General features: G+C 69.0%; 17 protein-coding genes and 4 pseudogenes. 7 read left to right on the forward strand and 14 right to left on the reverse strand.

Annotated features, from left to right (window positions below):
* Positions 1 to 185: 185 nt before the first annotated feature.
* Entirely contained in the window at positions 186 to 1,364 is a 1,179-nt protein-coding gene (locus ACWPN5_RS30380) for an ROK family protein (protein ID WP_492299267.1), read from the forward strand.
* A 66-nt stretch (positions 1,365 to 1,430) separates the two neighbouring features.
* Here ACWPN5_RS30380 and ACWPN5_RS30385 read toward each other — a convergent pair.
* Positions 1,431 to 1,612, reverse strand: a pseudogene (locus ACWPN5_RS30385) (transposase); the annotation flags it as partial.
* Between the two features lie 69 nt (positions 1,613 to 1,681).
* Positions 1,682 to 1,877 (reverse strand): annotated as a pseudogene (locus ACWPN5_RS30390) (IS256 family transposase); the annotation flags it as partial.
* Between the two features lie 297 nt (positions 1,878 to 2,174).
* On the opposite strand from ACWPN5_RS30390, the gene ACWPN5_RS30395 reads away from it, so the two are divergent.
* Positions 2,175 to 5,816 carry an FG-GAP-like repeat-containing protein gene (locus ACWPN5_RS30395; protein ID WP_492299268.1) on the forward strand — a complete coding sequence of 1,214 codons (3,642 nt, stop codon included), beginning with the start codon at positions 2,175 to 2,177 and terminating at the stop codon, positions 5,814 to 5,816.
* A 72-nt stretch (positions 5,817 to 5,888) separates the two neighbouring features.
* On the opposite strand, the pseudogene ACWPN5_RS30400 reads toward ACWPN5_RS30395, so the two are convergent.
* Together ACWPN5_RS30400 and ACWPN5_RS30405 are read right to left on the reverse strand one after the other, a co-directional pair.
* Positions 5,889 to 6,177: pseudogene (locus ACWPN5_RS30400) on the reverse strand (transposase); the annotation flags it as partial.
* A gap of 137 nt (positions 6,178 to 6,314) precedes the next feature.
* Positions 6,315 to 6,575, reverse strand: a complete 261-nt coding sequence (locus ACWPN5_RS30405) for a DMT family transporter (protein WP_492299270.1) — start codon at positions 6,573 to 6,575, stop codon at positions 6,315 to 6,317.
* A gap of 56 nt (positions 6,576 to 6,631) precedes the next feature.
* Between ACWPN5_RS30405 and ACWPN5_RS30410 the strand changes: the two genes are divergently transcribed.
* On the forward strand, positions 6,632 to 6,928 hold the full coding sequence (locus ACWPN5_RS30410; protein WP_211101663.1) for a hypothetical protein: 297 nt from the start codon (positions 6,632 to 6,634) through the stop codon (positions 6,926 to 6,928).
* A 209-nt stretch (positions 6,929 to 7,137) separates the two neighbouring features.
* Here ACWPN5_RS30410 and ACWPN5_RS30415 read toward each other — a convergent pair whose 3' ends face one another.
* The 7 genes from ACWPN5_RS30415 to ACWPN5_RS30445 form a co-directional block, all read right to left on the reverse strand.
* A complete protein-coding gene (locus tag ACWPN5_RS30415; RefSeq protein ID WP_492299272.1) occupies positions 7,138 to 8,334 on the reverse strand; it encodes an NnrS family protein in 1,197 nt (398 codons plus the stop codon).
* Positions 8,335 to 8,360: 26 nt separating this feature from the next.
* The gene (locus tag ACWPN5_RS30420; RefSeq protein WP_492299274.1) at positions 8,361 to 9,575 is read right to left on the reverse strand and encodes an NnrS family protein; all 1,215 of its coding nucleotides are present in this window, start codon (positions 9,573 to 9,575) and stop codon (positions 8,361 to 8,363) included.
* Positions 9,572 to 10,345 carry an ABC transporter ATP-binding protein gene (locus ACWPN5_RS30425; RefSeq protein ID WP_492299275.1) on the reverse strand — a complete coding sequence of 258 codons (774 nt, stop codon included), beginning with the start codon at positions 10,343 to 10,345 and terminating at the stop codon, positions 9,572 to 9,574. The genes ACWPN5_RS30420 and ACWPN5_RS30425 overlap by 4 nt, the downstream gene beginning before the upstream one ends.
* Positions 10,346 to 10,372: 27 nt before the next feature.
* The gene (locus ACWPN5_RS30430; protein WP_492299276.1) at positions 10,373 to 12,658 is read right to left on the reverse strand and encodes a TonB-dependent receptor family protein; all 2,286 of its coding nucleotides are present in this window, start codon (positions 12,656 to 12,658) and stop codon (positions 10,373 to 10,375) included.
* A 178-nt stretch (positions 12,659 to 12,836) separates the two neighbouring features.
* The gene (locus tag ACWPN5_RS30435; protein WP_492299278.1) at positions 12,837 to 13,661 is read right to left on the reverse strand and encodes an ABC transporter permease; all 825 of its coding nucleotides are present in this window, start codon (positions 13,659 to 13,661) and stop codon (positions 12,837 to 12,839) included.
* An 8-nt stretch (positions 13,662 to 13,669) separates the two neighbouring features.
* On the reverse strand, positions 13,670 to 14,662 hold the full coding sequence (locus ACWPN5_RS30440; RefSeq protein ID WP_492299279.1) for an ABC transporter substrate-binding protein: 993 nt from the start codon (positions 14,660 to 14,662) through the stop codon (positions 13,670 to 13,672).
* Positions 14,663 to 15,112: 450 nt separating this feature from the next.
* Entirely contained in the window at positions 15,113 to 16,342 is a 1,230-nt protein-coding gene (locus ACWPN5_RS30445; protein WP_247888811.1) for an ABC transporter substrate-binding protein, read from the reverse strand.
* 217 nt (positions 16,343 to 16,559) lie between these two features.
* On the opposite strand from ACWPN5_RS30445, the gene ACWPN5_RS30450 reads away from it, so the two are divergent.
* Positions 16,560 to 17,144: a phosphoenolpyruvate hydrolase family protein gene (locus ACWPN5_RS30450; RefSeq protein WP_186466082.1), complete on the forward strand. Its 585-nt coding sequence runs from the start codon at positions 16,560 to 16,562 to the stop codon at positions 17,142 to 17,144.
* Here ACWPN5_RS30450 and ACWPN5_RS30455 read toward each other — a convergent pair.
* Positions 17,126 to 17,407: a helix-turn-helix domain-containing protein gene (locus ACWPN5_RS30455; protein ID WP_492299459.1), complete on the reverse strand. Its 282-nt coding sequence runs from the start codon at positions 17,405 to 17,407 to the stop codon at positions 17,126 to 17,128. The genes ACWPN5_RS30450 and ACWPN5_RS30455 overlap by 19 nt on opposite strands.
* Positions 17,332 to 18,915, reverse strand: a pseudogene (locus ACWPN5_RS30460) (phosphoenolpyruvate hydrolase family protein); the annotation flags it as partial. The gene ACWPN5_RS30455 and the pseudogene ACWPN5_RS30460, both read right to left, overlap by 76 nt.
* Before the next feature lie 96 nt (positions 18,916 to 19,011).
* Between ACWPN5_RS30460 and ACWPN5_RS30465 the strand changes: the two are divergent.
* Genes ACWPN5_RS30465 through ACWPN5_RS30475 form a run of 3 tightly spaced genes read left to right on the forward strand, consistent with a single transcriptional unit; the run spans position 19,012 to position 21,583 of the window.
* Positions 19,012 to 20,247, forward strand: coding sequence for a Tm-1-like ATP-binding domain-containing protein (locus ACWPN5_RS30465; protein WP_492299281.1), 1,236 nt, complete (start codon positions 19,012 to 19,014; stop codon positions 20,245 to 20,247).
* A gap of 13 nt (positions 20,248 to 20,260) precedes the next feature.
* A complete protein-coding gene (locus tag ACWPN5_RS30470) occupies positions 20,261 to 21,097 on the forward strand; it encodes a phosphoenolpyruvate hydrolase family protein (RefSeq protein ID WP_200478016.1) in 837 nt (278 codons plus the stop codon).
* A 12-nt stretch (positions 21,098 to 21,109) separates the two neighbouring features.
* A complete protein-coding gene (locus tag ACWPN5_RS30475; RefSeq protein WP_492299282.1) occupies positions 21,110 to 21,583 on the forward strand; it encodes an SRPBCC family protein in 474 nt (157 codons plus the stop codon).
* Here ACWPN5_RS30475 and ACWPN5_RS30480 read toward each other — a convergent pair.
* Positions 21,549 to 21,716, reverse strand: a complete 168-nt coding sequence (locus tag ACWPN5_RS30480) for a hypothetical protein (RefSeq protein ID WP_492299284.1) — start codon at positions 21,714 to 21,716, stop codon at positions 21,549 to 21,551. The two genes, ACWPN5_RS30475 and ACWPN5_RS30480, sit on opposite strands and share 35 nt — an antisense overlap.
* Positions 21,717 to 21,753: the final 37 nt, after the last annotated feature.

The raw sequence follows: 21,753 nt of genomic DNA on the forward strand, positions 1-21,753 counted from the left end.
TCGCCCCCTCCCTGGATTGCGGCTTCTCGTGTGGCCGCGAATTAGATAGACGGTCTAACAAATGGAAGCGTATGATTCGAATCAGCCCGCGTCAAGCCATGTCGGGGCGACGTCCCCCACCTTTTCGGTGTATGCCCCGCCCGGCGCCCGACGATTGCCGCCCGACGCGCGAGACAGGAATCCGCATGCTGCCAAGGGTCAACTCGGCCGCGATCCGCCGCCTCAACATGGTTCGCGTCTTCCACGCGCTGCGGGAGAACCCGCGCTGTGCGCAGCGCGACCTCAGCCGGCTGACCGGCCTGGACAAGGCGACGACCTCGGCCATCGTGGCTCAGATGATCGAGGAGGGGCTGGTCGAGCGGAGCGAGGCGCCGCGCGCCCGCCGCATCGGGCGGCCGGAAACCGCGCTCGGCATCGCTCCGTCGGCCGGGCTGCTGGTGGGCGCCCGGCTGGAGCCGGGAACGATCCGCATCGTCTCCACCACGCTGGCCGGCGCGGTGGTCGAGCAGTCGCAGATCCCCGGCAGCACCGATCTCGCCACGGCGCTGCGCCACCTGCACGAGGGGATCGATGCGGTCGTCGCGGCGAGCCGGCCCGAGGGCGGAGCGGCACCGCCGCCCTTGCGCGGCATCGGCATCGGCATTCCGGCGCTGATGGACCGCGAGGGCCGGCTCGTCCTGGCGCCCAACCTTGGCTGGCGCGACACGCCGATCCGTCCGCTGCTGGAGGAGGCGCTGGGCGCGCCGGTCCATGTCGACAACGACACCAAGGCCGCCGCCATGGCGGAGCGGCTGTTCGGCGCCTGCCGGGGGGTCGAGGACTTCGTCTATCTGACCGGCCATTCGGGCGTCGGCGGCGGGCTGTTCCTCGGCGGGCGGCTGTACCGCGGCGCGCAGGGCTTCGCCGGGGAGATCGGGCATCTGACCGTGGTGCCGGGCGGGCGTCCCTGCGGCTGCGGCAAGCGGGGGTGCCTGGAGACCTACGTCTCCGAAACCTCGATCCTCGCCCAGGCGGGCGAACGGGGGCGTGCCCTGCCCGACCTCTGGGCCGCCGCCGCCGCGGCGCGTGACGGCGACCCGGTGGTGCGGGCTTTGCTGGAGGCAGCCGGTTCGCACCTCGGCGTCGCGCTGTCCCACATGGTCAACCTGACCAATCCGGAGTTGGTGGTTCTGGGCGGCAACCTGTCGATCGTCGCGGAGTTCGTTCTGCCGACTCTGAACGCCGCCCTCGACGAGCACGCGCTGGAACCGTTGCGCCGCGACCTGCGGCTTGTGGTCTCACCACTCGGCCCGGACGCCGTTCCCATGGGGGGGATCGCGTTGGCCATGGACGGCTTCCTGTCGGTGCCCGGCCCGATCCTGTGACGCCGGGGTCCGGCCGCGGGGCGCTGCCGGCTCTTCTTCACCGCTTCCTCCAGCGCGGGCAGGCCGCTGCGCGTCGCGCCAGAACGACGTCTTCGGTGCCAAGCCGCGCAAGGTTTGAGTAGCGAGTAGGCGGCGGTGTGGATGAGCAGCCGGAACTGGTTGGCGGTTGCCTTGCTGCAGGACGTCCGGTCGGAGGCGAGATGCAGTTTATGCGCCTCGATCCGGTTCTCCATCCGTCCACGGGCACCGTCGATGGTCTCGTACCGCGTCTTGGGCGTGCTCGAACGAACTATGCGGGAAACTGGGTGACGGTCTGGTCAGGCTGCGTCCTGTGAGGCGGTTTCCGTGGGCTCAATGCCGTTACGGGATGTGACGCCCTGGATGACCTTGGGCAACTTGCTCCCCCTGCGGGCGGCGCCATGGTTTCGCGGCGGTGATCAGCTTGAAGACCATCAGCTTGGCGGTTCCTTGTGACAGCACCCCCTTCGAGCGAACGGTCCGGTGGCGGACAGTGTCCCGCCGGGACCGCCTGCCTGTCGGCTTCGGCGGCCCCGGCGGGAGCAACGGTTCAATCATGGTTCAAAGGGGGTCGGGTGCGTGGGGTGCAGCCATTCCCCTCTCAACGGCCAGAACGCCACCGCGTCAGTTCTTTAAGTTGATGTCGCCGCTCATGATCTACTTGAGATTGGATTTTGTTACAAAACTGAGCTGGTTTAGAGTATCTTCGAACCAGAGTTCACCAATTCGGTTGATCGAACCGGCCATTCTCCATCAAAAAGCCAATTTTCCTAGATAGAGGTTGTGCATCCTATGTCAGTGATTTCAAACCAGCTTTCATTCCTGGCTGATGATCTGAACATGTGGGGTGAGGGGTCTTCCCTATCGTTCAATACGGTCTGGGACGACCTTTACTGGCAGCACAACAGCGCCACGACGTATTCCTGGAATGGCCTGTCGGCAACGGTCAACCTGAATGCCGAGGTCGGGCTGATCGGGCATATGTGGGCGGAGACCGGCAGCGTCGATATCGCCTACCCGATCACCGTCGATGCCACGCTGCCGGAGGAGGTCCGGAGCGGGGACTGGTTCATCATCGACACCTCCTCCTGGATGGTGGGCAACTCGATGCTGTCGAGCGTCGGCCCCGGTGGAGAAACCTTCGGGGCGACGCTGGATTTCCTCTTCGATGTCTCGGCGTCGGTGACGGATATCGCCTATCATCCGCCACTGGTGGAGCCGGTCACCTTCGAAGACATCGTCCTGGCGCAGATCGGCACCGATCCCATCCGCCTCGTCGATCTCACGATGGGCAATCCGAGCCTCGACGCCCGGCTCGGGCCGCTCGAGGCTTCACTTTCGGTGCCGTCTTCCCTGAGCACCACAGGCAGCGGCGCGTCGTCGTCCGGCACGCTGCCGAGCCTGCACAGCAGCGGGACCGGCGATCCGTTCCTGACCCTCGGCCTCGACCTCGACGACATCGCACAACGGTTGTTCGGCATCCCCGGCGATGCGCTGGAGGGCGATTATTCCTGGAACAGCACGGCCGGTTCGCTGGCACTCGACTACACCATCCTGGATGTCGACGCGGAAGCCCGGCTCAGCGAGGCGCAAAGCTTCACCTTCACCCCCACCGCGGTGCTGGTCGATATGGTGTCCTCGACCGGGGAGCGCCAGACCGGCCAACTGGGCAGCAAATTCCTGTTTTCCACGCCGACAACCGGATCGGGGGATCTGACGGTCACCGCGACCTATTCGCTGACCGGCGTCCTGCGCAATCAGACCGGCATCGTCGCCAACGCGGCCTTGACCTTGAAGGCCGGCGATCTGGCTTTTTCGGGCGATGTGGTGGGGTATGACTTCAATTGGCCGGCCACCGGCGGCCCGCTGATTGACGCCGAATTTCCCGATGGCGGCCTGTCTTCCGACCCGCTCTACCTCTACGATCACACCACCAACGTCAGCCTGGGCGCGCAGACGGCGATCTACACCGTGCATTACTCGCCAACAGCGCTCCCTGTGGATGTCGGAAACGGGTCTGGTGATTTTGTCGTTGTTTTTGGAACGCCCAACAATGACAGCAATTCTTATTATTACTACTCCGGAGGAGTAAAACATGACTACACATTGGGAGCTGCCGCGGAAATAGTTATTGCCGGTGCTGGAAACGACTCTGTCTATTCGGCCGGAGGAGACGACACCGTCTATGGCGGGGATGGAAACGATTTCATTTACGGAGGCGATTTCTACTGGGCCGATGATGGTAATGATGCCCTCTATGGAGGAAATGGAAATGACTACCTCCATGGACAGAATGGCAATGATGTCCTTTATGGTGAGGATGGGGATGATACTCTCGACGGCGGAAATGGGAACGATGTTCTGTATGGCGGAATTGGCATCGATCAACTGGCAGGCGGCAACGGTGATGACACTATTTACGGTGGCGATGGCGATGATCATTTAATAGGCGGCAGCGGAAACAACTACATTCAAGGTGGTGCCGGCGACGACTGGTTTGACATCAGCAATGGGCACAGCATCTTCTATGGCGGCACCGGAAACGACAGCTATGTATACAACCGAGGCATTAGTTCCCTTGTGAATGATTACATCGCGGATTTCTCAGCGGGAGATGAGATCTTCCTATGGACCTACTACAATGTGGAATTCATTGGAAATGCAGCCTTCGCCGGCGTCGGGCAGGCCCAGATACGCTTTGAGGTGCAGGGGCAGAACACCGTCATCACCAGTGATGCCGATGGAAATGGCACGGCCGACGCTACGCTGACCCTGGCGGGTTGGCTCAACCTTGTGGAGGACCGGCCCGGATCAGGAGTCCTGGTCGCCTTCGACCAATACGGAACCTCAGGTCCCGATTCTCTCTACGTCGGTGATGGAGGCAAGAGCCTTGGCGGCGGCTACGGCAACGACACCCTGAACGGCAGCAACGGCAAGGACACACTCTATGGTGGCGAGGGCGATGACGAGTTGAACGGTGGCGATGGCGATGATTCCCTTGATGGTGGCTTCGGCTACGACGTACTGATCGGTGGTTCCGGTGCCGACACCCTCTACGGCTATTATAATGACGACACCTTGTGGGGTGGGGGTGGCAACGACTTTCTGTCCGGCGGCGAAAGCTACGATTCGCTGATCGGTGGCGATGGCGATGACTGGCTCACCGGTGGTGATGGCAATGACACGCTGGACGGCGGTGCCGGAGACGACAGCCTCTATGGCGATTATGACGGCGGCATCTTGTGGACGGCGGGTGAGTACGCGTCTCTGCCCAGCGGCTACAACTCCGATGTGCTGATCGGCGGTGATGGCAATGACTGGCTTACCGGTGGTTTGGGCAACGATACGCTGGACGGCGGGGCCGGAGAGGATAGGGCATTTTTCCTCGGGCTCGATTCCGACTATGAGATCACCCGCACCGGTGCCAGCATCACGGTGCGTGATCTGCGGGGTGTCTACGGTACCGACACCCTGACCGGCATTGAGACTCTTGTCTTCAGCAACGGGGCAATCACGGTCCCGGCTGCTGCCGCGCCACGCCTTGACTTTGACGGGAACGGTCGGGCGGATGTGGTGTGGCAGAACGCGCAGGGCGGCCTGACGCTGTGGTCGATGAACGGGGCGCAGGCGACGGCGACCTTCATGGGCGACGCCGGCTCGACCGACTGGCGGCCGGCCGGCTTCAAGGACTTCTCCAGCGACGGCAAGGCGGACATCCTGTGGCGCTCGCAGTCGGCGGGCATCATGTCGCTGTGGACGATGGACGGCCAGGGCGGCGTGGCGGCGGTCAGCGCGGTCGGCGATCCCGGCTCGACCGACTGGCAGGTGGCGGCCACCCAGGACTTCACCGGCGACGGCCAGACCGACATCCTGTGGCGCTCGGCCTCGCAGGGCAACATGTCGCTGTGGACGATGAACGGCACCAGCGTGGCCGCGGTCAGCGCGGTCGGCGATCCGGGGTCCACCGACTGGCAGATCGCCGCGGTGGAGGACTTCTCCGGCGACGGCCGGCCGGACATCCTGTGGCGCTCGGCCTCGCAGGGCAACATGTCGCTGTGGACGATGAACGGCACCAGCGTGACGGCGGTGAACGCGGTGGGCGACCCCGGCTCGCTGGACTGGCAGCTGGCCGGGGCGGCGGACTTCACCGGCGACGGCCAGACCGACCTGCTGTGGCGCTCGCAGAGCAGCGGCACGATGTCGCTGTGGGAGATGCACGGCAAGGACGTCTTCAAGGTCCAGCCCGTCGGCGACCCCGGCTCCACGGACTGGCGGATCGCCAAGCTCGACGACTTCACCGGGGACGGCCAGACCGACATCCTGTGGCGCTCGCAGAGCAGTGGGGCGCTGTCTCTGTGGAGCATGAACGGCACCACCGTCCAGTCCGCTCAGATGCTGGACACCGCGCCTCAGCAAGGGTGGAGCTTGCTGTAACTGTCTGGATGGCATTGTCACGCGAACAGAACTGGCATGTAGAACGCTCTGAATTCATTCCTCACGGCAGTCCTCAATGATCCGGAGCCTCATTTCAGAGGCTCCGAAAGAATGCTCACGGCTTTTTTTTAGTATGTCCCGCCCCTTGCGGACGCGATCCAGTTCGCGCCTCAAGCGCGCGCTCTCCGCCGGTTGATCGCCGGCCCCCCGGTCCGGATACGCGCCGTCGCCATGTGCGCGGCATCGACGGCTGGATGCCCAACTCCTTGGCAATGTGCTCCAGGGGCCGCCCACTGCTTTCCAGCGGGGCCACGGCCTCCCGTTTGAACTCGTCCGTGAAAAGGCGCCGGGACGTCGTCATGTCCAGCTCTCCGCTCCCAGCGGGAGCCTAACAGAGGTGTTCACCGATCCGGAGGAGGCTCAGTTTGCAGAGCACTCCATAACGGCGACAGGCGATCGATTTGTGAAGGGTGGTCGTGAGCGGTTGCGCTGCGGGGATCAAGCCGTGGACGGCTCCATGGCGCCTGACAGGATGACGACACCCAGAACGATGACGGCGATGCCGAGCAGCGCCGACGGGGCCAGGGCTTCGCCGAACAGCCACCAGCCGCCGATGGCGGCACCGGCCATGCCGGACCCCGCCCAGACCGAATAGACGAGCGAGATGGGGAAACGTTGAAGGGATATGGACAACAGCCAGAAGGACAGGGCATCGCCGACGGCGACGATCACCATCGGGCCGATCCGGGGCATCCCCATGCGCGGCTTCCTACGAGCTGGGAGGAACGCTCGGCATCGCGCTGCCGGGCAGCCTGATGTCGCTGCTTTACACACGGGCCATGCTCGTGCCGCCCGGGATTGCAGTCGCTCCCGAGGCGCGCGACAGCATTGATGAGGCCCTTGCTCTATCGGAAGGACTGGTACCATTCCAGGCCGAGCAGGTGATCGGCGTGGCCCGGGTGGCCTTCGATCAAGCCTTCACCGGTGTCGTCGGCACGGCCGCCCTGATGCTGATTGCCGTCGCCCTGGACGTGCGTCGCATGCTCGCCGGTCAGGAAGGGGCGAAAGACAAGGGTTCTTCGGAGCGACGGGTTGATGGTTGCCGAGGTTGATGCGGCCGGCGCCGATGCGCGGGCAAGCTGGCGGTTCGACAGGTCCAGCTTGGCCTCGGCCTGCTGCTGCTCCGCCGGCCCCGCCTGTCCTTGCCCCTGGAATGACCGTCTCCGTTCCCAGCGCACCGATGGATGAATGGACCGGCACAGCTCCACAGGACGCGAAGGTTGCAGCCGTCAGCCTCCATAAAGAGGGGAGTGAAAGCTCTTCATGTCGGCGCGTGATTATGGCGATTGGCATCGCCGGATGACCAGCGGTCCGATATCCGGCCATGAAGCAGCACGAATGTCAGGAAGGCGGCGATCCACAAGGCACCCGCCAGCGGAATCAGCAGCATCGTGCGCTGCGGGTCGAGCGCGGCGGCGATCCGCGCGCAGGCCGCCGCCGCCACGGCGAGCTGGATGCCGGTCGTCAGCCGGGAGGCGGTGGGCGCAGGCCCGCTGTGACCGGCGGCGGTCCGCGCCATCACCGTCAGCGCCATGCCGCCAATGGCGCCCATGGTCCAGGCGTGGAGCGCCGCGGCGTTGAGGGCCGTACCACCGCCCAGCGAGGCCCAGGCCTCCAGCAGGAACCCGGCCGGGATGAAGGCGCAGGAAACACGCAGCACACCCACGGATCGCCCGGACGGCGCGTGACGCGGTCGCCACCGTGCGAGCCGCGCCGCCTGCGCGAATCCGGCGGCCAGCAGCAGGGCGCCGGACAGGTGTTCGTTCAAAATGCCCTCGTCCTGAACGATCCAGATCCCGAGGGCAAGCAGCCCGAGCCCCATCGCCACCCCGTCGATGCGGGAGGAGGGAGCTTGCGGATGGGAGGGGCTGTGCGCCTTCCGCCAGCCTCCGGCGATGCCCGGCATGATCCCGGCTTCCAGCACGGTCCAGGCCAGAAGCGCCGCCACCGCGAGGCGCGTGCCTTGGATGCTTCGTCCGAAGCGCCACAGCTCCCAATGGAACAGGCCCTGCGCGCCGACCAGGACGGCAAGGACGGCGAGGATCGTCAGGTTGCGGCCGTTTCTCGTCAGAAGAAACTCCCGTCCGGCCACAGCGAGGAGGGCGACCGGGAACAGCAGGGCGAGCAGCGCGACGGTCATTGGCTCCAGCGCCGCCGATCCGACCAAGCCCAGCCGCCCGACGATCCAGACAGCCAGCAGCATGATCAGCGGCCAGCCGGCTGGAGGCGGATGACCGGTCCGGCTCGGCGCCGCCGTCAGCAGAACGCCACCGATGACGGCCGGCACGACGCCGAACAGAAACTCGTGCGCGTGCCAGGAGGAGGGTGAGAGCGCCATCTCCGGGCTGATGAGGCCGAGAAACCACGGCACCCAGACGGCGGCCAGCGCCGCGGCGTGGAGCGCTCCGAAGAGGAGGAAGGGGCCGCCGCCGGCTTTGGAGGGGGAGGGGGGGGTCATCGGGTTTCGCCTGCCTCGCCGCGGGATCAGCACACGGCGGCCTCCTCCACGCGGGGCCGCGACAGGAAGGGCCAATAGACCTTGAGCCAGAGCAGGAAGGCCGCCGCCCAGAGCAGAGCCGCCAGCGCGTGGGGCGGTCCGGGCGGCGCCGGCAGGACGCCCAGCTCCGGCAAGACCCGCAGGGCCACGGCCCCGGTCAGCAGCGCAACGGCCAGACGCGCCGCCGCTGGAAGGGGGAAGGTCCGGCCGGTGTGGAACAGCCCGGCGATGGCGAAGACCGCCAGCACGCCGAGGCCCAGCCCGCCCATCAGCGCCAGATGCAGCGCCGGCGTCTCGGCGAACCCAGCCCCCAGCCGGGAAGCCCCGACCAGCAGCAGCCCGGCGCCCGCCATCAGGCTCGACCCGGCCAGGGCCAGGATCTCCGCGCGGAAGACGGCGCGTCCGATGAAGGATTCCGCGACCCGGTCGAGGAAGGCGGCCCCGGCGGCGATGAAGAGATAGGCGCTCACCGCGGGCGACAGCCCGGCGATCTCCCCGGCCAGGGCGATGGCGACCAGACCGGGCGCCAGATTGAGGCGTCCCGGATGAGGCCGGTAGGGTGAACTGCCCTGGCTGGGGTCGAGCACGAGATTCGTGACGGGCACCGTAATGCGCGCCAGAACGAGACCCAGGAGCCCGAGCAGCACCAGACCGGCGGCGTGCAGCCCGGCCTGCGCCCGTTCCACGTCACCGAGAACGAAGGCGGCGTGGACCACGGCACCGGACATCGCGAGCGCGCTCAGCCAGAGGAGAACGCCGATCAGCCGGCCCGTGCGCTTGCGCCAGGACACCGCCGCGACGTAGACGGGCAGGGCGGCGAGCCACGCCGTGTCGGCCACCGCGGCGACGACGGCCGCCCCGTCGGTGCCGGCCAGACCGGCGACCCGCCCGATCCCCCACAGCACCGCCAGCGCGAAGAGGGCGCGCCCCTGAAGCCGCCGGCTGTCGGTCCATTCCGGGATGGCGGTGGTGATGAAGCCGATCACCGCCGCGCCGAAGGAGCCGAACAGCATCTCGTGCGCGTGCCACAGCCCCGGCGGGATCGTGCCGTCGAAGGGCAGGGCGAAGCCGTTGACCACCGCCCACAGCACCGGCCACAGCGCGGCGTGCAGGGCCGACAGCGGGAAGAACAGCCGCAGCCCCTCGTCGCCGAGGATGCCGGCGAGGGTCGGTGCATGGGCGGTTCGGATCGCGTCCGTCATGGCGTCCGCCTTTCGTCGATGTCGTGGATGTGGCGGAACAGCGGGTCGTCGGTCAGGAATCCGGCGACCAGCCGGTAGACGGTGCCGTCGTCGCGCCCGCCCGGTTCGCCGGGAACGGCGCGCGTCCCGGCGATGCCGCGCCCCTGCGCGTCCATGACCACGACGCGGTGGGCGATGCGCACCGCCTCCATCAGGTCGTGGGTGATGAACAGGGCGCCGAACCGCGCCCCGCGCGCCGCCTCGATCACCAGATCCTGCATGCGGCGCTTCAGGGCGACGTCGAGCGCGGTGAAGGGCTCGTCGAAGTAGACGAAGTCGGGGTCGATCGCCAGCGCCCGCGCGATGGCGGCGCGTTGGCGCATGCCGCCCGACAGCTCGACGGGGTACTTGTCGAGGTCGGCGCGGTCGAGCGCCACGCGACGCGCGGCCTCCTCCGCCCGCTCCCGCCGTTCGCGGCGGGGCAGGCCGAGCAGGCGCAACGGGTAGGCGATGTTGGCCCGCGCCGTTGCCCAGGGCAGCAGGCGCGGGTCCTGGAACACCATGCCGTGGCGGCGGTAGCGCCGCGCGACGCGGCCCCGCGACGGCTCGACCACCCCGGCGGCGATGTGCGCCAGCGTGCTCTTGCCGCAGCCCGAGGGGCCGATGAGTGCCGCCACCTCCCCGGCCGCCAGCGACAGGTCCACGGCGTCGAGCACCGTGCGGCCGAGATAGGCGTGGCCGATGCCGGACAGCGTCAGGGAGGGGGTGGTGCCCGTCGTTTCCCGGGTCATGGCGGAGTGCCTTTCAAGGATCGGGTGTCAGAAGCTGACCTTCAGGCCGGCGTAGAAGGCCCGCCCATCGCCCGGCAGATAGACCGCCTGGGTCGGCGACGCCTGATCGACGATCAGGGTCGAGGAGGCGTAGGTCGCATCGAAGATGTTGCGCGCCTCGCCATAGACGCTGACACGCTCGTTGATGGCGTAGGTGCTGCGCAGATCGACGGTGGCGTAGCCGTCGGTGTGGACGCTGTTCATGTTGTCCACGGGGGTCTTGCCGGGATACCAGTCCACCTCCGCCCCCACCGACCACGCGCCGGTGATGTCGTAGCGCGCCGAGGCGTTGATGACGTGGCGCGGCGCGCCGGCCAGACGGTTGTCGCCGCGCACCGGATCGTCCTGGAACCGGAAGTCCTGGAAGGTGTAGGCGATCCGCCCGCTCAGCCGCTCGGTGAGGAAGGCCGACAGCCCGAGATCGACGCCGAAATGCCGCGTCCGGTCGGCGTTCACCGCGCCGAGCGAGGCCCCGGTGGCGTCGCGCAGGCTCAGCAACTCGTTCTTGACCCAGGAGTAATAGGTCCCGGCATCGACCGCGACGACCCCGAAGCGGCCGCGCCAACCGGCCTCGACGGTGGTCGCCGTCTGCGCCTTGAGGTCCGGGGTGCGGTAGGCGGTGGAGACGAGGCCGGGCTGGGCCGGGTTCGGACGCCCCGCGCTGCTGTTCGGTGTGCCGTTGACGGTGGCGATCAGGTCGTCGTGGGTCGGCGGCTCGAAGCTGCGGCTGACCGCGGCGTAGAGGGTGTGGTCCTCCAGCGGCTTCCAGGTCAGGCCGAGGCTGGGGCTGAACCCGGTGTAGCTGCGGTCGTAGCTGGTGTCGCCGGCGGGGATCGAACCGGCGGGCAGCGCCACCCGCGGGTTGGCCGGGTTGAAAGCGATGGTCGGTCGCCGCGCCGCGCCGAAGGTGTCGTCGTTCTCGCGCGTGGCGTGGGTGACGGTGAGGGCCGGGGACAGGGTGACCGCGTTGCCCAGCGGCAGGTTCAGGCCGCCGTGGAGCGCCAGGGTGGAGGCGTCCATCGTGCTGCGGCCGAACAGGGCGCCGCGGCTGCCGGCGTTGTTCAGGTAGTCCTCGCGGTCCGCCGAGCCGACGACGTAGCGCAGGGTCGTCTCGAACAGCGGCAGGGGCTGGCTCGCGTCGGGGCTGTAGGCGTAGCGCGCGACGGCGGTGACGTCGCCGCCCTCGGTCTTGCGGATGCCCGAGGAGATCGGGAAGCGGAACGTGTCGTCGGTGTGGGTGTAGCCCAGCGCCACGTCCAGCAGGTGCGCCCCGAAGGTCGCCGTCGTCCGGTTGCCGACGCGGAACTGCCTGGCTTCGCGCTCGGGCCGGTCGCGGACGACGTTCGGTCCCGGATTGGTGGCGACGCCGTTGACCACGCGGGGGCCGGTGTAGACCGCCTTGGGGTTCGATTCCAGAAGCTGGCGGGTCAGCGGGCCGGCCACGTCGAAGGACAGGTCGGTGTAGCCGGCGAAGAAGCGGGTGGTGACGGTGTCGGACAGCACGCCGCCCACATTGGCGTCGAAGCCGGTGCGTTCGGAGCTGTTGTAGTCGCGGTAGCCGTCGCGCTGGCTGCGCTGGACCTGGACCAGCCCGTCGAGATTCCCGGCGCTGCCGCCGGCCTGCAGGCTGGTGTTGAACTGGCCGAAGCTGCCGCCCTCGACGCCCAGCCGGTAGCCCGGCGCGGAGGAGCCGGTGGGGGAGATGAAGTTGATCGCCCCGCCCAGCATGCTGGCGCCCAGCCGGTTGGCGGTGTAGCCGCGGTAGATCTCGGTGAATTCCGCCTGGCGCGGGTTGGCCAGCCCGACGATGTAGGAGCCGTCGGCCCGGTTCAGCGGCAGGCCATTCTGCAGGGCCAGGATGCCGCGCTCCACCGGATTCTGCTGGAGCCCGGAGCCGCGGATCTGGATGCGCGGCTGGTCGTTGCCGCCGAAGAAGTTCTGCACCACCACGCCGGGCACCCCGGACAGCGCGTCGGACACCGTGACGTTTGCCTTGCCGGCCAGATCCTCCTCCGCCACCAGGGCGGTGCCGCCGGGGATCGCCTCCAGACGGCGGCGGGCGGTCGCCTCGGCGCTGTCGGCCTGTCCCTCGACCATGACCGGGGAGAGCACGACGGCGGCCCCCGGCGCCGCCGACTGCGCGTGGGCCGGCGGCGAGGCCGCGGCGCCCAGGGAGGCCAGGGCCAATCCGGCCAGAAGGATGGGAGCGCGGGTGGCGGTGTCCGCTCGCGCGGTTCGGAACGCCGCTTGGCCGGCCTGTCCCCGTGTCGTCATGGTGCTCGTTTCCCCGAAGAAGCCGATGGCTCGGACTTAAATGCAAATGATTGTCGTTCGCATTTTATCGGCCTTTCGGGCGGGCTGTTTGTCCGCGGTCAAGTTCGAGGCGGAAAAGCAGCGTGCACGGTCGATTTTTTCCCCGCTGGCGCCGGCCCTGCCAGTCAGCGTCTGGCGGTCAGCGCTTGACGCCCCAGGGGCGCGCGGCGTTGCGCCAGCGTTCGAACTCGGACCGGATGGGGTGGACCAGCGTGTGTTCGACGACGATCAGCCCGGCCACCGCGATCAGCACCCAGGCCAGCGCCTCGGCCACGTCGAGGTTGGCGCGGGCGGCGGCCAGCGCGCCGCCGATGCCGCCGGTGTTGGCGAGAAGCTCGGCCATCACCGCCACCTTGAAGGCCGACCCCAGCGCCACGGTCAGCGCCGGGAACAGGAAGGCGGCGACGTGGCGCAGCCCGAGCGTGGTCAGCCGGGCGAGCGGGCCGGCGCCGAAGGCGCGGGCCATGTCGTCCAGCCCGCGGTCGCGGGTGACGGCGCCCTCGGCCACGCCGACGAAGACCACCGGGGTCGCGGCGACGAGAACCGTCGTGATGATCGTTCCGTCGGTGGAGCCGAACCAGATCATCGCCAGAACGATCCAGGCGATGGGCGGCACCCCCAGCAGGACGGTCAGGATGGGGCGGGCCAACCGCATCGTCGCCGGCGAGTAGCCGGCGGCCAGCCCGCCCGCCGCACCGGCCAGGGCGGCCAGAGCGAAGCCCTCGACCGCGCGCAGCGTGGTCTGTCCGGCCAGCTCCCAGGCGGCGGGATCGCCGGCAATGGTCAGGCCGGCGGCCAGGGTCGCCAGCGGGGCCGGCAGGATGAAGTCGCCGTAGCGCTCATGCCCCGCCTGCCAAAGGGCGGCGAACAGGGCCAGCCCGGCCAGCCCGGCCCAGCCCGACCACAGGAATTGCCCAACCCGGCCCAGCCGGTCGAGGATCGCGTCGGCGTGCATCGTCGTCATGCCGCGCCTCACAGATAGAAGTCCGCCGCCGGCAGCGCGCCGCCGATGATCTTGGGGTCGAACGCCGCCAGGGCGCGGAAGACGGCCTCCATCGGTTCGCGGACGGCGCTGGCGCGCTGGGCGACCAGATTGGAATGGGGGATGGCCTGCTCGATGACCGGCCAGGGCAGGCCGAGCGGCGCCGCGGCGTCGTTGGCGGCCCGCGCCGGGTCGGCGTTGACCGCAGCGGTCGCCTTGACCAGCGCGTCGTGCAGCGCCTCGACGGCGGCGGGATGCTCCGCCAGGAAGGCGCCGGAGACGCCGAGGCCGGCCTGCGGCAGCACGGTCGCCAACCCGGTGGCGGCGCCCCAGGCTTGCTGGATGTCGAGGACCCGGGTCACCGTCTTTCCAGCCATCCCGGCGCGCAAGATGGCGGCGGAGGCCGCCGGCTCGGGCAGCAGGGCGGTGTCGGCCCGTCCGGTGACGAGAAGCTGGATCGCCTCCATCGGCGTGCCGGTGAATTGAAGGGCGACATCGCCGTCGGCGGTCAGCCGCTCCGCCGCCAGGAGGCGCCGGAACACGTATTCCGGCGTGTCGTTGCGGAAGGGGATCGCGACGCTCCGGCCCTTCAGCGCGGCCACCGAAGTCAGCGACGGATCGGCCGACAGCAGATAGAGCAGCCCGTTGGTCATCACGTTGACCAGCCGGACGCCGAGCCCTTTGTTGAACAGGTTGGCGGCGGACTGGGTCGGCAGCACGAAGGTCTGCATGGTGCCGGAGGTCAGGCCGGCGCGCAGTTCGTCGGGGGTGCGCCACGCCTTGAACACCACCTTGTCGGCGACCGGGCGGAGCAGGCCGGAGGCGATGGCATGGACCAGCGTGATCGACGGCCCCGCCGGAGGCCCCCACAAGGTCAGTTGCGGGAGGGGGGCCGTGGCGGCTGCGGCGGGGCGGTGGAGGGCGGGAAGGGTCAGCAGGGCGGCGAGCCCCGCCAGCGCGGCGCGGCGGTTCGGACGGATCATGGAGGGGGCCATCAACGGATTGCCGTCTTGGCGGTGCCGACGATGCCCCGCTTCAGGGCGGTGACGGCTTTCCAGGGCTCTTGAACGAAGGTTTGCAGATCTTTGGGCATGATGGTGTCTCCAACCGAGGCCGCATGCTCATGAGCGGTATCGGAAGCGACAGTGCCGGTCGGCTGGTTGGGGATCGTTGTGCAGGAACAAGCAGGATCACCGCGGGCTTCGATTTTCGCTGCGGCTCCCGATCACACGACGTTTTCCCGCCGCGCGATCGCGGTGCCGGGCGACACCGCCGAAGGCAGCCCCGGCCAACACGCGGGCACGCGTCCGCCTCGACGCCGCGGAAGTCCACAGCGACCGAGGAGGAACGCGCCTCGCTCCGACCCCAGCGGTTCACAACGCGGGGGCATGGAGCGGCATCACCATCCTGAACGGGGGCCTATGCCACCGCCATCATTTCTTCACGAGGGGGCAATCGCTCTGCGACAGCGGCCGGAAGGCCTCCTCCGCGGGGATCGTGGCGCGCAGGGTGTAGTAGTCCCAGGGGTACTTGGACTCCGAAGGCTTCTTCACCTGCATCAGGTACATCTCGCGCATGAAGCGGCCGTCCTCGCGCACCCAGCCGTCCTTCACGAACACGTCGTTGATCCGCATGCTCTTCAGCTTTTCCATGACCGGACCGGCCTCGTCGGTGCCGGCGGCCTCGATGGCCTTGAGGTAGGCGAGCGTCGAGGAATAGACGCCGGCCTGCCCCATGTTCGGCATGATCTTCACCCGCTCGTGGAAGCGCCGGGAGAAGGCGCGGGTCTCGTCGTCGCGGTCCCAGTAGAAGGCGGTGGTCAGGTACATCCCCTGCGTCGCCTCCAGCCCGAGGGCGTGGACGTCGGTGTCGAACAGCAGGAGACCGGCGAGCTGCTGCCCGCTCTGGGTCAGACCGAATTCGGAGGCGGCCTTGATGGCGTTGCGCGCGTCCATCCCGGTGGTGGCGAGGCCGACGATCTTGGCCCCGGACGCCTGCGCCTGCGTCACGTAGGAGGCGAAATCGAGATTGTTCAGCGGAAAGCGCACCGCGCCCAGGACCTTGCCGCCGTTCTCCTGCACGATCTTCGCCGTGTTCTCCTCCAGCCCGTGGCCGAAGGCGAAATCGACCGTGAGGAAGTACCAGGTGTCGCCGCCCTGCTTGATGGTCTGCGCCCCGGTGCCCTTGGCCAGCGCGTAGGCGTCGTAGGCGTAGTGGATGGTGTTGGGCGTGCATTTGTCGCCGGTCAGGCGGGTGACGGACGGGCCGTTGAAGATGGCGACGCGGTTCTTGTCGCGGACGATGTCCGCCACCGCCAGCGCCAGACCGGAGTTCGCCACGTCCTGGATGAGATCGACGTTCTGCGCGTCGATCCACTCGCGCACGATGGCCGACCCGACATCCACCTTGTTCTGGTGGTCCGCCGTCAGAACCTCGACGGGCTTGCCCAGCACCTTGCCGCCGAAATCCTCCACCGCCATCTGCGCGGCGGCGATGGAGCCGCGGCCGCTCTGGTCGGAGAAGGCCCCGGACAGGTCGGTGATGACCCCGATCCGGACGACGTCGTTCGAGATCTTCGCACCCTGCTGCGCCGCCGCCGGCAGCATGGTGGCGAGCAGCAGCGCGGTCCCGGACAGCAGCGCGGTGCCCAACTGACGCTTCATCGCTTCCTCCCAGTTTTGCGTCGTCCCGGCGAGCCTTCACCGAAACCCGTTGCCATACCGTCCCGCCCCATGGTCGATTCCACAACGGCGCGTGATCCGGGGCATGGGTAAAATGGGGAAAAACGGTCGGTTCGACGTACAAATCGTTTCTGCGCTCCGTCCCTCGGCGGAAACGTCCGATGAGCGGCTGTTTTGCCCGGCCTTCGGCGGGCATCCGGTGGACCGCGCCGAGTATCTGGCCCTGCTTCCCGTCCAGGACAGCAACGGGCGGCTGCTCGCCGCCTTGGCCGAATTGCCGGACGGCGCGCCGGAGGGCGTGTGCGTCGGCGTGCTGGCGGTCGACCCCTTCCGGCCGGTGGGTCCGTTCCTGAAGACCCTGCACCGGTTCGGGGTGCGCGCGGTCGCCAACTTCCCCACCACCGCGCTGTTCGACGGGGAAACCGGCGAGACGCTGCGCGGCGTCGGGCTCGGCGCGGAGCGGGAGGTGTCGTTCCTGGAGCAGGCCGCCCGTGCGGGATTCGCCGTCACCGGTTTCGCCGCCGACGCGGACATCGGCCATCGCCTGAGGGCGGTGGGGGCGGGACGCCTCGTCGTGCATCCGGGCGCCGCGACCGGCGATCCGTCACGCGACGCCGAGGCGGTCGCGAACGCCGCCGCGGTCGCCGCCGACCTGCGCGGAGAGGGCGGCGGTCCCGTCCTCCTCTATCGAGCGGCCGGCTTCGAAGACCATCATGATGTCATGAGGCGGGCGGCCGACGGGCTGGTGCTTCCGCCCGGCGCCGGTCACTCCAACAGGCCGTAGTGCCGCATCTTGTTGTAGAGCGTCTTGCGCGACAGGCCGAGGAAGCGGGCCGTCTCCCCCGGCGGAAACGGTGCCGCCGCAGGCCGTCGAGAATCCAGTCCCGCTCCGACTGTTTGGGCGACCGGTCTCCGGGCGCGTCGGGGCGTGGGCGGCCCGTGCGCTTGCCGTCCAGAACTGGCAGGGCTTCCGCCTCGATGACGTCGCCGCCGTCGTCCAGCGCCTGCTCGACCACGGCGCGCAGTTCGCGGAGGTTGCCCGGCCAGTCATGGGCGATGAGCAGCCGGAACGCCCGCGGCGACAGGCGCACGGGACCCGCCGACGGGCGCAGCGCCGCCGCGAAATGCTCGACCAGCAGCGGAATGTCGTCCAGCCGCTCGCTCAGCGGCGGCAGGTCGATGCCGCGGCGGGCGAGGCGGCGGGCCAGGTCGGGCACGAGCGTCCCGGCGCCGGCCGCGGCCTCCAGACCCGCCGTCCCGATCAGGATGATCCGCGCGTTGGAGCGCAGGTTGTCCTGGCCGCCTTGGCGGCGGAAGCTGCCGCGCTCCAGGAAGTCGGCAAGTTCGGCCTGCGTGCCGGAAGGCAAGCTCTCCGCGTTCTCGATCACCAGCGTCGTCCCGTTGGCGGCCTCGACCCAACCGAGGCGGCGGCGTCCGCCCTCTACCGGCTCCGCTCCGAACAGCCACCCGCCGTCCAGATGGCGGGCATCGACGGTCATCGGCGGGCGTTGGCGCTGCGGCCCGCGCCCGTGCAGCAGTGTGGCCACCAGCGACCGACCGCTGCCGTCCGGCCCGGCGACCCACACCGGCCCGCCGTCGGCGCCGAGATGCTCCAGCCGCGCCCGCGCCTCCACCAGCGCGTCGGTGCGGCCGACCAGCCCCATCCCCTGGCCGGTCTGGTCGAGGCGGCGCTCCAGCCGGTCGATGCGCCGCTGCAGGGTGGAGACCAGCTTGAAGGCGGCGGTCATCTCCTCCATCGAGCTTTCCGAGGGCAGGCGGTCGATGGTCGAGCCGCCGATGTAGCCGTCGGCGCGCGCCTCGCGGCAGGCCTCGTGCATCTCCTGCGGGGTGGTGATCGGCCCGCCCTCGATCACGCAGAGCGCGCCGGGGTTGGCGGTGCGGATCGCCTTGATGTGGCCGCGGGCGCGGTTGCCGACCTGCAGCACCGACTCCCCGCTGGGCACGCCCACGGCGCCGCCGGCGTTCCAGCCGATGTTGAAGCAGTAAACGTCCACCCCCGCCCGGGCGAGCGCCAGCGCCTCCTCCCGGCGGCGGAAATAGCCGACGGTCGCCAGCCCGGCCGCCCGCGCCGCCTCCAGCAGGCGGACCTCGCGCGCGAAGCCCAGGCCGGTGCGCTCCAGCGCCTCGCGGAAGCGTCCATCGACATGCGACACGGTCGGGAAATTCACCACCCCGGCGAAGCCCCAGCCGCTCAGCCGCTCCATGAAAGGGGCAAACTCCTCCTCCGCGAGGCCCCAGGCGCAGGCGCCGAAGAAGACCGGGATCGGCGTCGCGTCGACGATCTCCGAGCAGGCGAACTCGGTGACGAGGGCGTTGCTGTCGCGCAGCGCCAGCATGGTGGCGATGGACGACGCCCCCATGGTGCGAAAGCGTCCTGCGGCCAGCGCCAGCAGGAAGTCGGCGCCGCCGCGCGCCGCCGCGCGGGCGGCGAGGCCGGTGCCGATGGCGGCGCCGACCAGCAGCGTGTGCCGGCCCGCGCAGGCCCGCCGCAGATCATCCAGCAACTGAGTCCGGTAATGGGTCATGCCAACCATTATACCCAATATTACCCGCTCTGCTGCAACGCTCCGGTTGGCACCCTCGGCGGGCGGCCTACACTTCCGGAAAAGACGAAGGGAGGAGGCCCGGCCATGGCGGATGCGGAGCACGGCGCGGCGACGGTCTATGTTGTCGGCTGCTACGACACCAAGGGAATCGAGTTGGACTATGTGCGGGGGCTGATCGCGGCGGAGGGGCTGCGCACGGTGACGGTCGATGTGGGCACCCGCCCGCCGGCCGTCCCGGCCGATGTCTCGGCGCGGGACGTCGCCTCCTGCCACCCCGACGGGGCGGAAGCGGTGCTGGGCACCGACGACCGCGGGCTGGCCGTGTCGCGCATGGCCGACGCGTTCCGGCGCTTCGTCGAGCGGCGCACCGACGTCGCCGGCATGATCGGGCTGGGCGGTTCCGGCGGCACGGCGATCACCGCGCCGGGCATGCGGACGCTTCCCGTGGGGACGCCCAAGTTGATCGTGTCCACGGTCGCGTCGGGCAACGTCGCGTCCTACGTCGGCGAGACGGACCTCTGCATGATGGCCTCGGTCACCGACGTCGCCGGGCTGAACCGGATTTCGCGCCGTGTGCTGGGCAACGCCGCCCACGCCATGGCCGGCATGGTGGCGCGCGCGATTCCCGAGACGGACGCCAAGCCGGCGCTGGGCCTCACCATGTTCGGCGTGACGACGCCCTGCGTCACGCAGCTGTCCCAGGCGCTCGACCCCGCCTACGACTGCCTGGTCTTCCACGCCACAGGCACCGGCGGGCGGGCGATGGAGAAGCTCGTCGCCTCGGGCCTGCTGGCGGGCGTGCTGGACGTGACGACCACCGAGGTCTGCGACCTGCTGATGGGCGGCGTCTTCAGCGCCGGGGAGGAGCGGCTGGACGCCATCGCGCGGGCCGGCATCCCCTATGTCGGGTCCTGCGGCGCGCTGGACATGGTGAATTTCGGCCCGCGCGACACCGTGCCCGACCGCTACCGCGACCGGCTGTTCTACGTGCACAACCCGCAGGTCACGCTGATGCGCACCACGGCGGAGGAAAACCGGGCGATGGGCGCCTGGATCGGCCGCAAGCTGAACGCCTTCACCGGGCCGGTGCGCTTCCTCATCCCCGAAGGGGGCGTCTCGGTGCTCGACGCGCCGGGCCAGCCCTTCCACGATCCCGAGGCGGACGCCGCGCTGTTCGACGCGCTGGAGCGCACCGTCGAGCAGACGGACGCGCGCCGGCTGATCCGCCTTCCCCACAACATCAACGACCCCGCCTTCGCCGCCGCGCTCGTCCGGGCCTTCCGGGACATCGCCGCGGCCGGCCACGGCACGACGCCATAAGGAGCCTTCGACGATGCCCCGCATTCTCCGCCAACAAATCCTCGACCGGTTCCGCGGCATGATGGCCCGCGGCGAACCCATCGTCGGCGGCGGCGCCGGGACCGGGCTGTCCGCCAAATGCGAGGAGGCGGGCGGGATCGACCTGATCGTCATCTACAACTCCGGCCGCTACCGCATGGCCGGGCGCGGCTCGCTGGCCGGGCTGCTCGCCTACGGCAACGCCAACGAGATCGTCGTCGACATGGCGCGCGAGGTGCTGCCGGTGGTCCGGCACACCCCGGTGCTGGCCGGCGTCAACGGCACCGATCCCTTCATGATTCAGGACCAGTTCCTGCGGCGGCTGGCCGATCTGGGCTTCTCCGGCGTGCAGAACTTCCCGACCGTCGGGCTGATCGACGGCGTCTTCCGGGCCAACCTGGAGGAGACCGGCATGGGCTACGGGCTGGAGGTGGACATGATCCGCGCCGCCCATGGGCTGGACCTGCTGACCACGCCCTACGTCTTCTCGGAAGGGGAGGCGGTTGCGATGGCCGAGGCCGGGGCCGACGTCATCGTCTGCCACCTCGGCCTGACCACCGGCGGCAGCATCGGGGCGGAAACGGCGCTGTCGCTGAAGGATTGCGTCCCGAAGATCGACGCCTGGGCGGAGGCGGCCCTGCGGGTGCGCAAGGACGTGATCGTGCTGTGCCACGGCGGCCCGATCGCCACGCCGGAGGACGCCTCCTTCGTTCTCGGCGCGTGCACCGTCTGTCACGGCTTCTACGGGGCGTCCAGCATGGAACGCCTGCCCACGGAAACCGCGCTGACCGAGCAGACGCGCCGTTTCAAGGCCATCACCAAGCAACGCTGAAGGGGGGAACGCATGGCACGGGTCTATGTCAGCGCCGTCATCGACGCGCCCGTCGGGCAGGTCTGGGGCAAGGCGCGGGATTTCAACGGCCATCACGCCTGGCATCCCATCATCGCGGACAGCCACATCGAGGACGGGCTGCGCAGCGACACGGTCGGCTGCGTCCGCAACTTCGGGCTTAAGCCCGGCGGCCGGCTGCGCGAACAGCTGGTGTCCTTCAGCGATCGCGAGCGCTCCTACACCTACACGATTCTCGAATCCCCGCTGCCGCTCACCGACTACGTCGCGACCTTCCGCCTGACCGAGGTGACGGAGGGAAACCGGACCTTCGGCGAATGGTGGGCCGACTTCGACTGCCGGCCCGAGGACCTGCCCACGCTGCGCGAGCAGGTCGGCCGGAACACCTTCGCCGCCGGGTTCCGGGCGCTGGCGGACCTGTGCCGCGCCGGCGTCACAGCGCCTGCTGCAACTCCGGCCCCGCCTTGAACAGGTCGGCGACCTGGAGGATCGGGGGGTTTTTCTCGTTCTTGTTGATCGCGACGCTGACCGTGCTGTCCTTCATGCCGACGTGGTGCCGGAGCCCCCCTGGGATGCCGACGGCGATGTGACGCTCCGGCACCACGATCTTGCCGGTCTGGCCGAGCTGGACTCATTGC

The organism is Azospirillum sp. UENF 211521 (genome assembly GCF_058780535.1).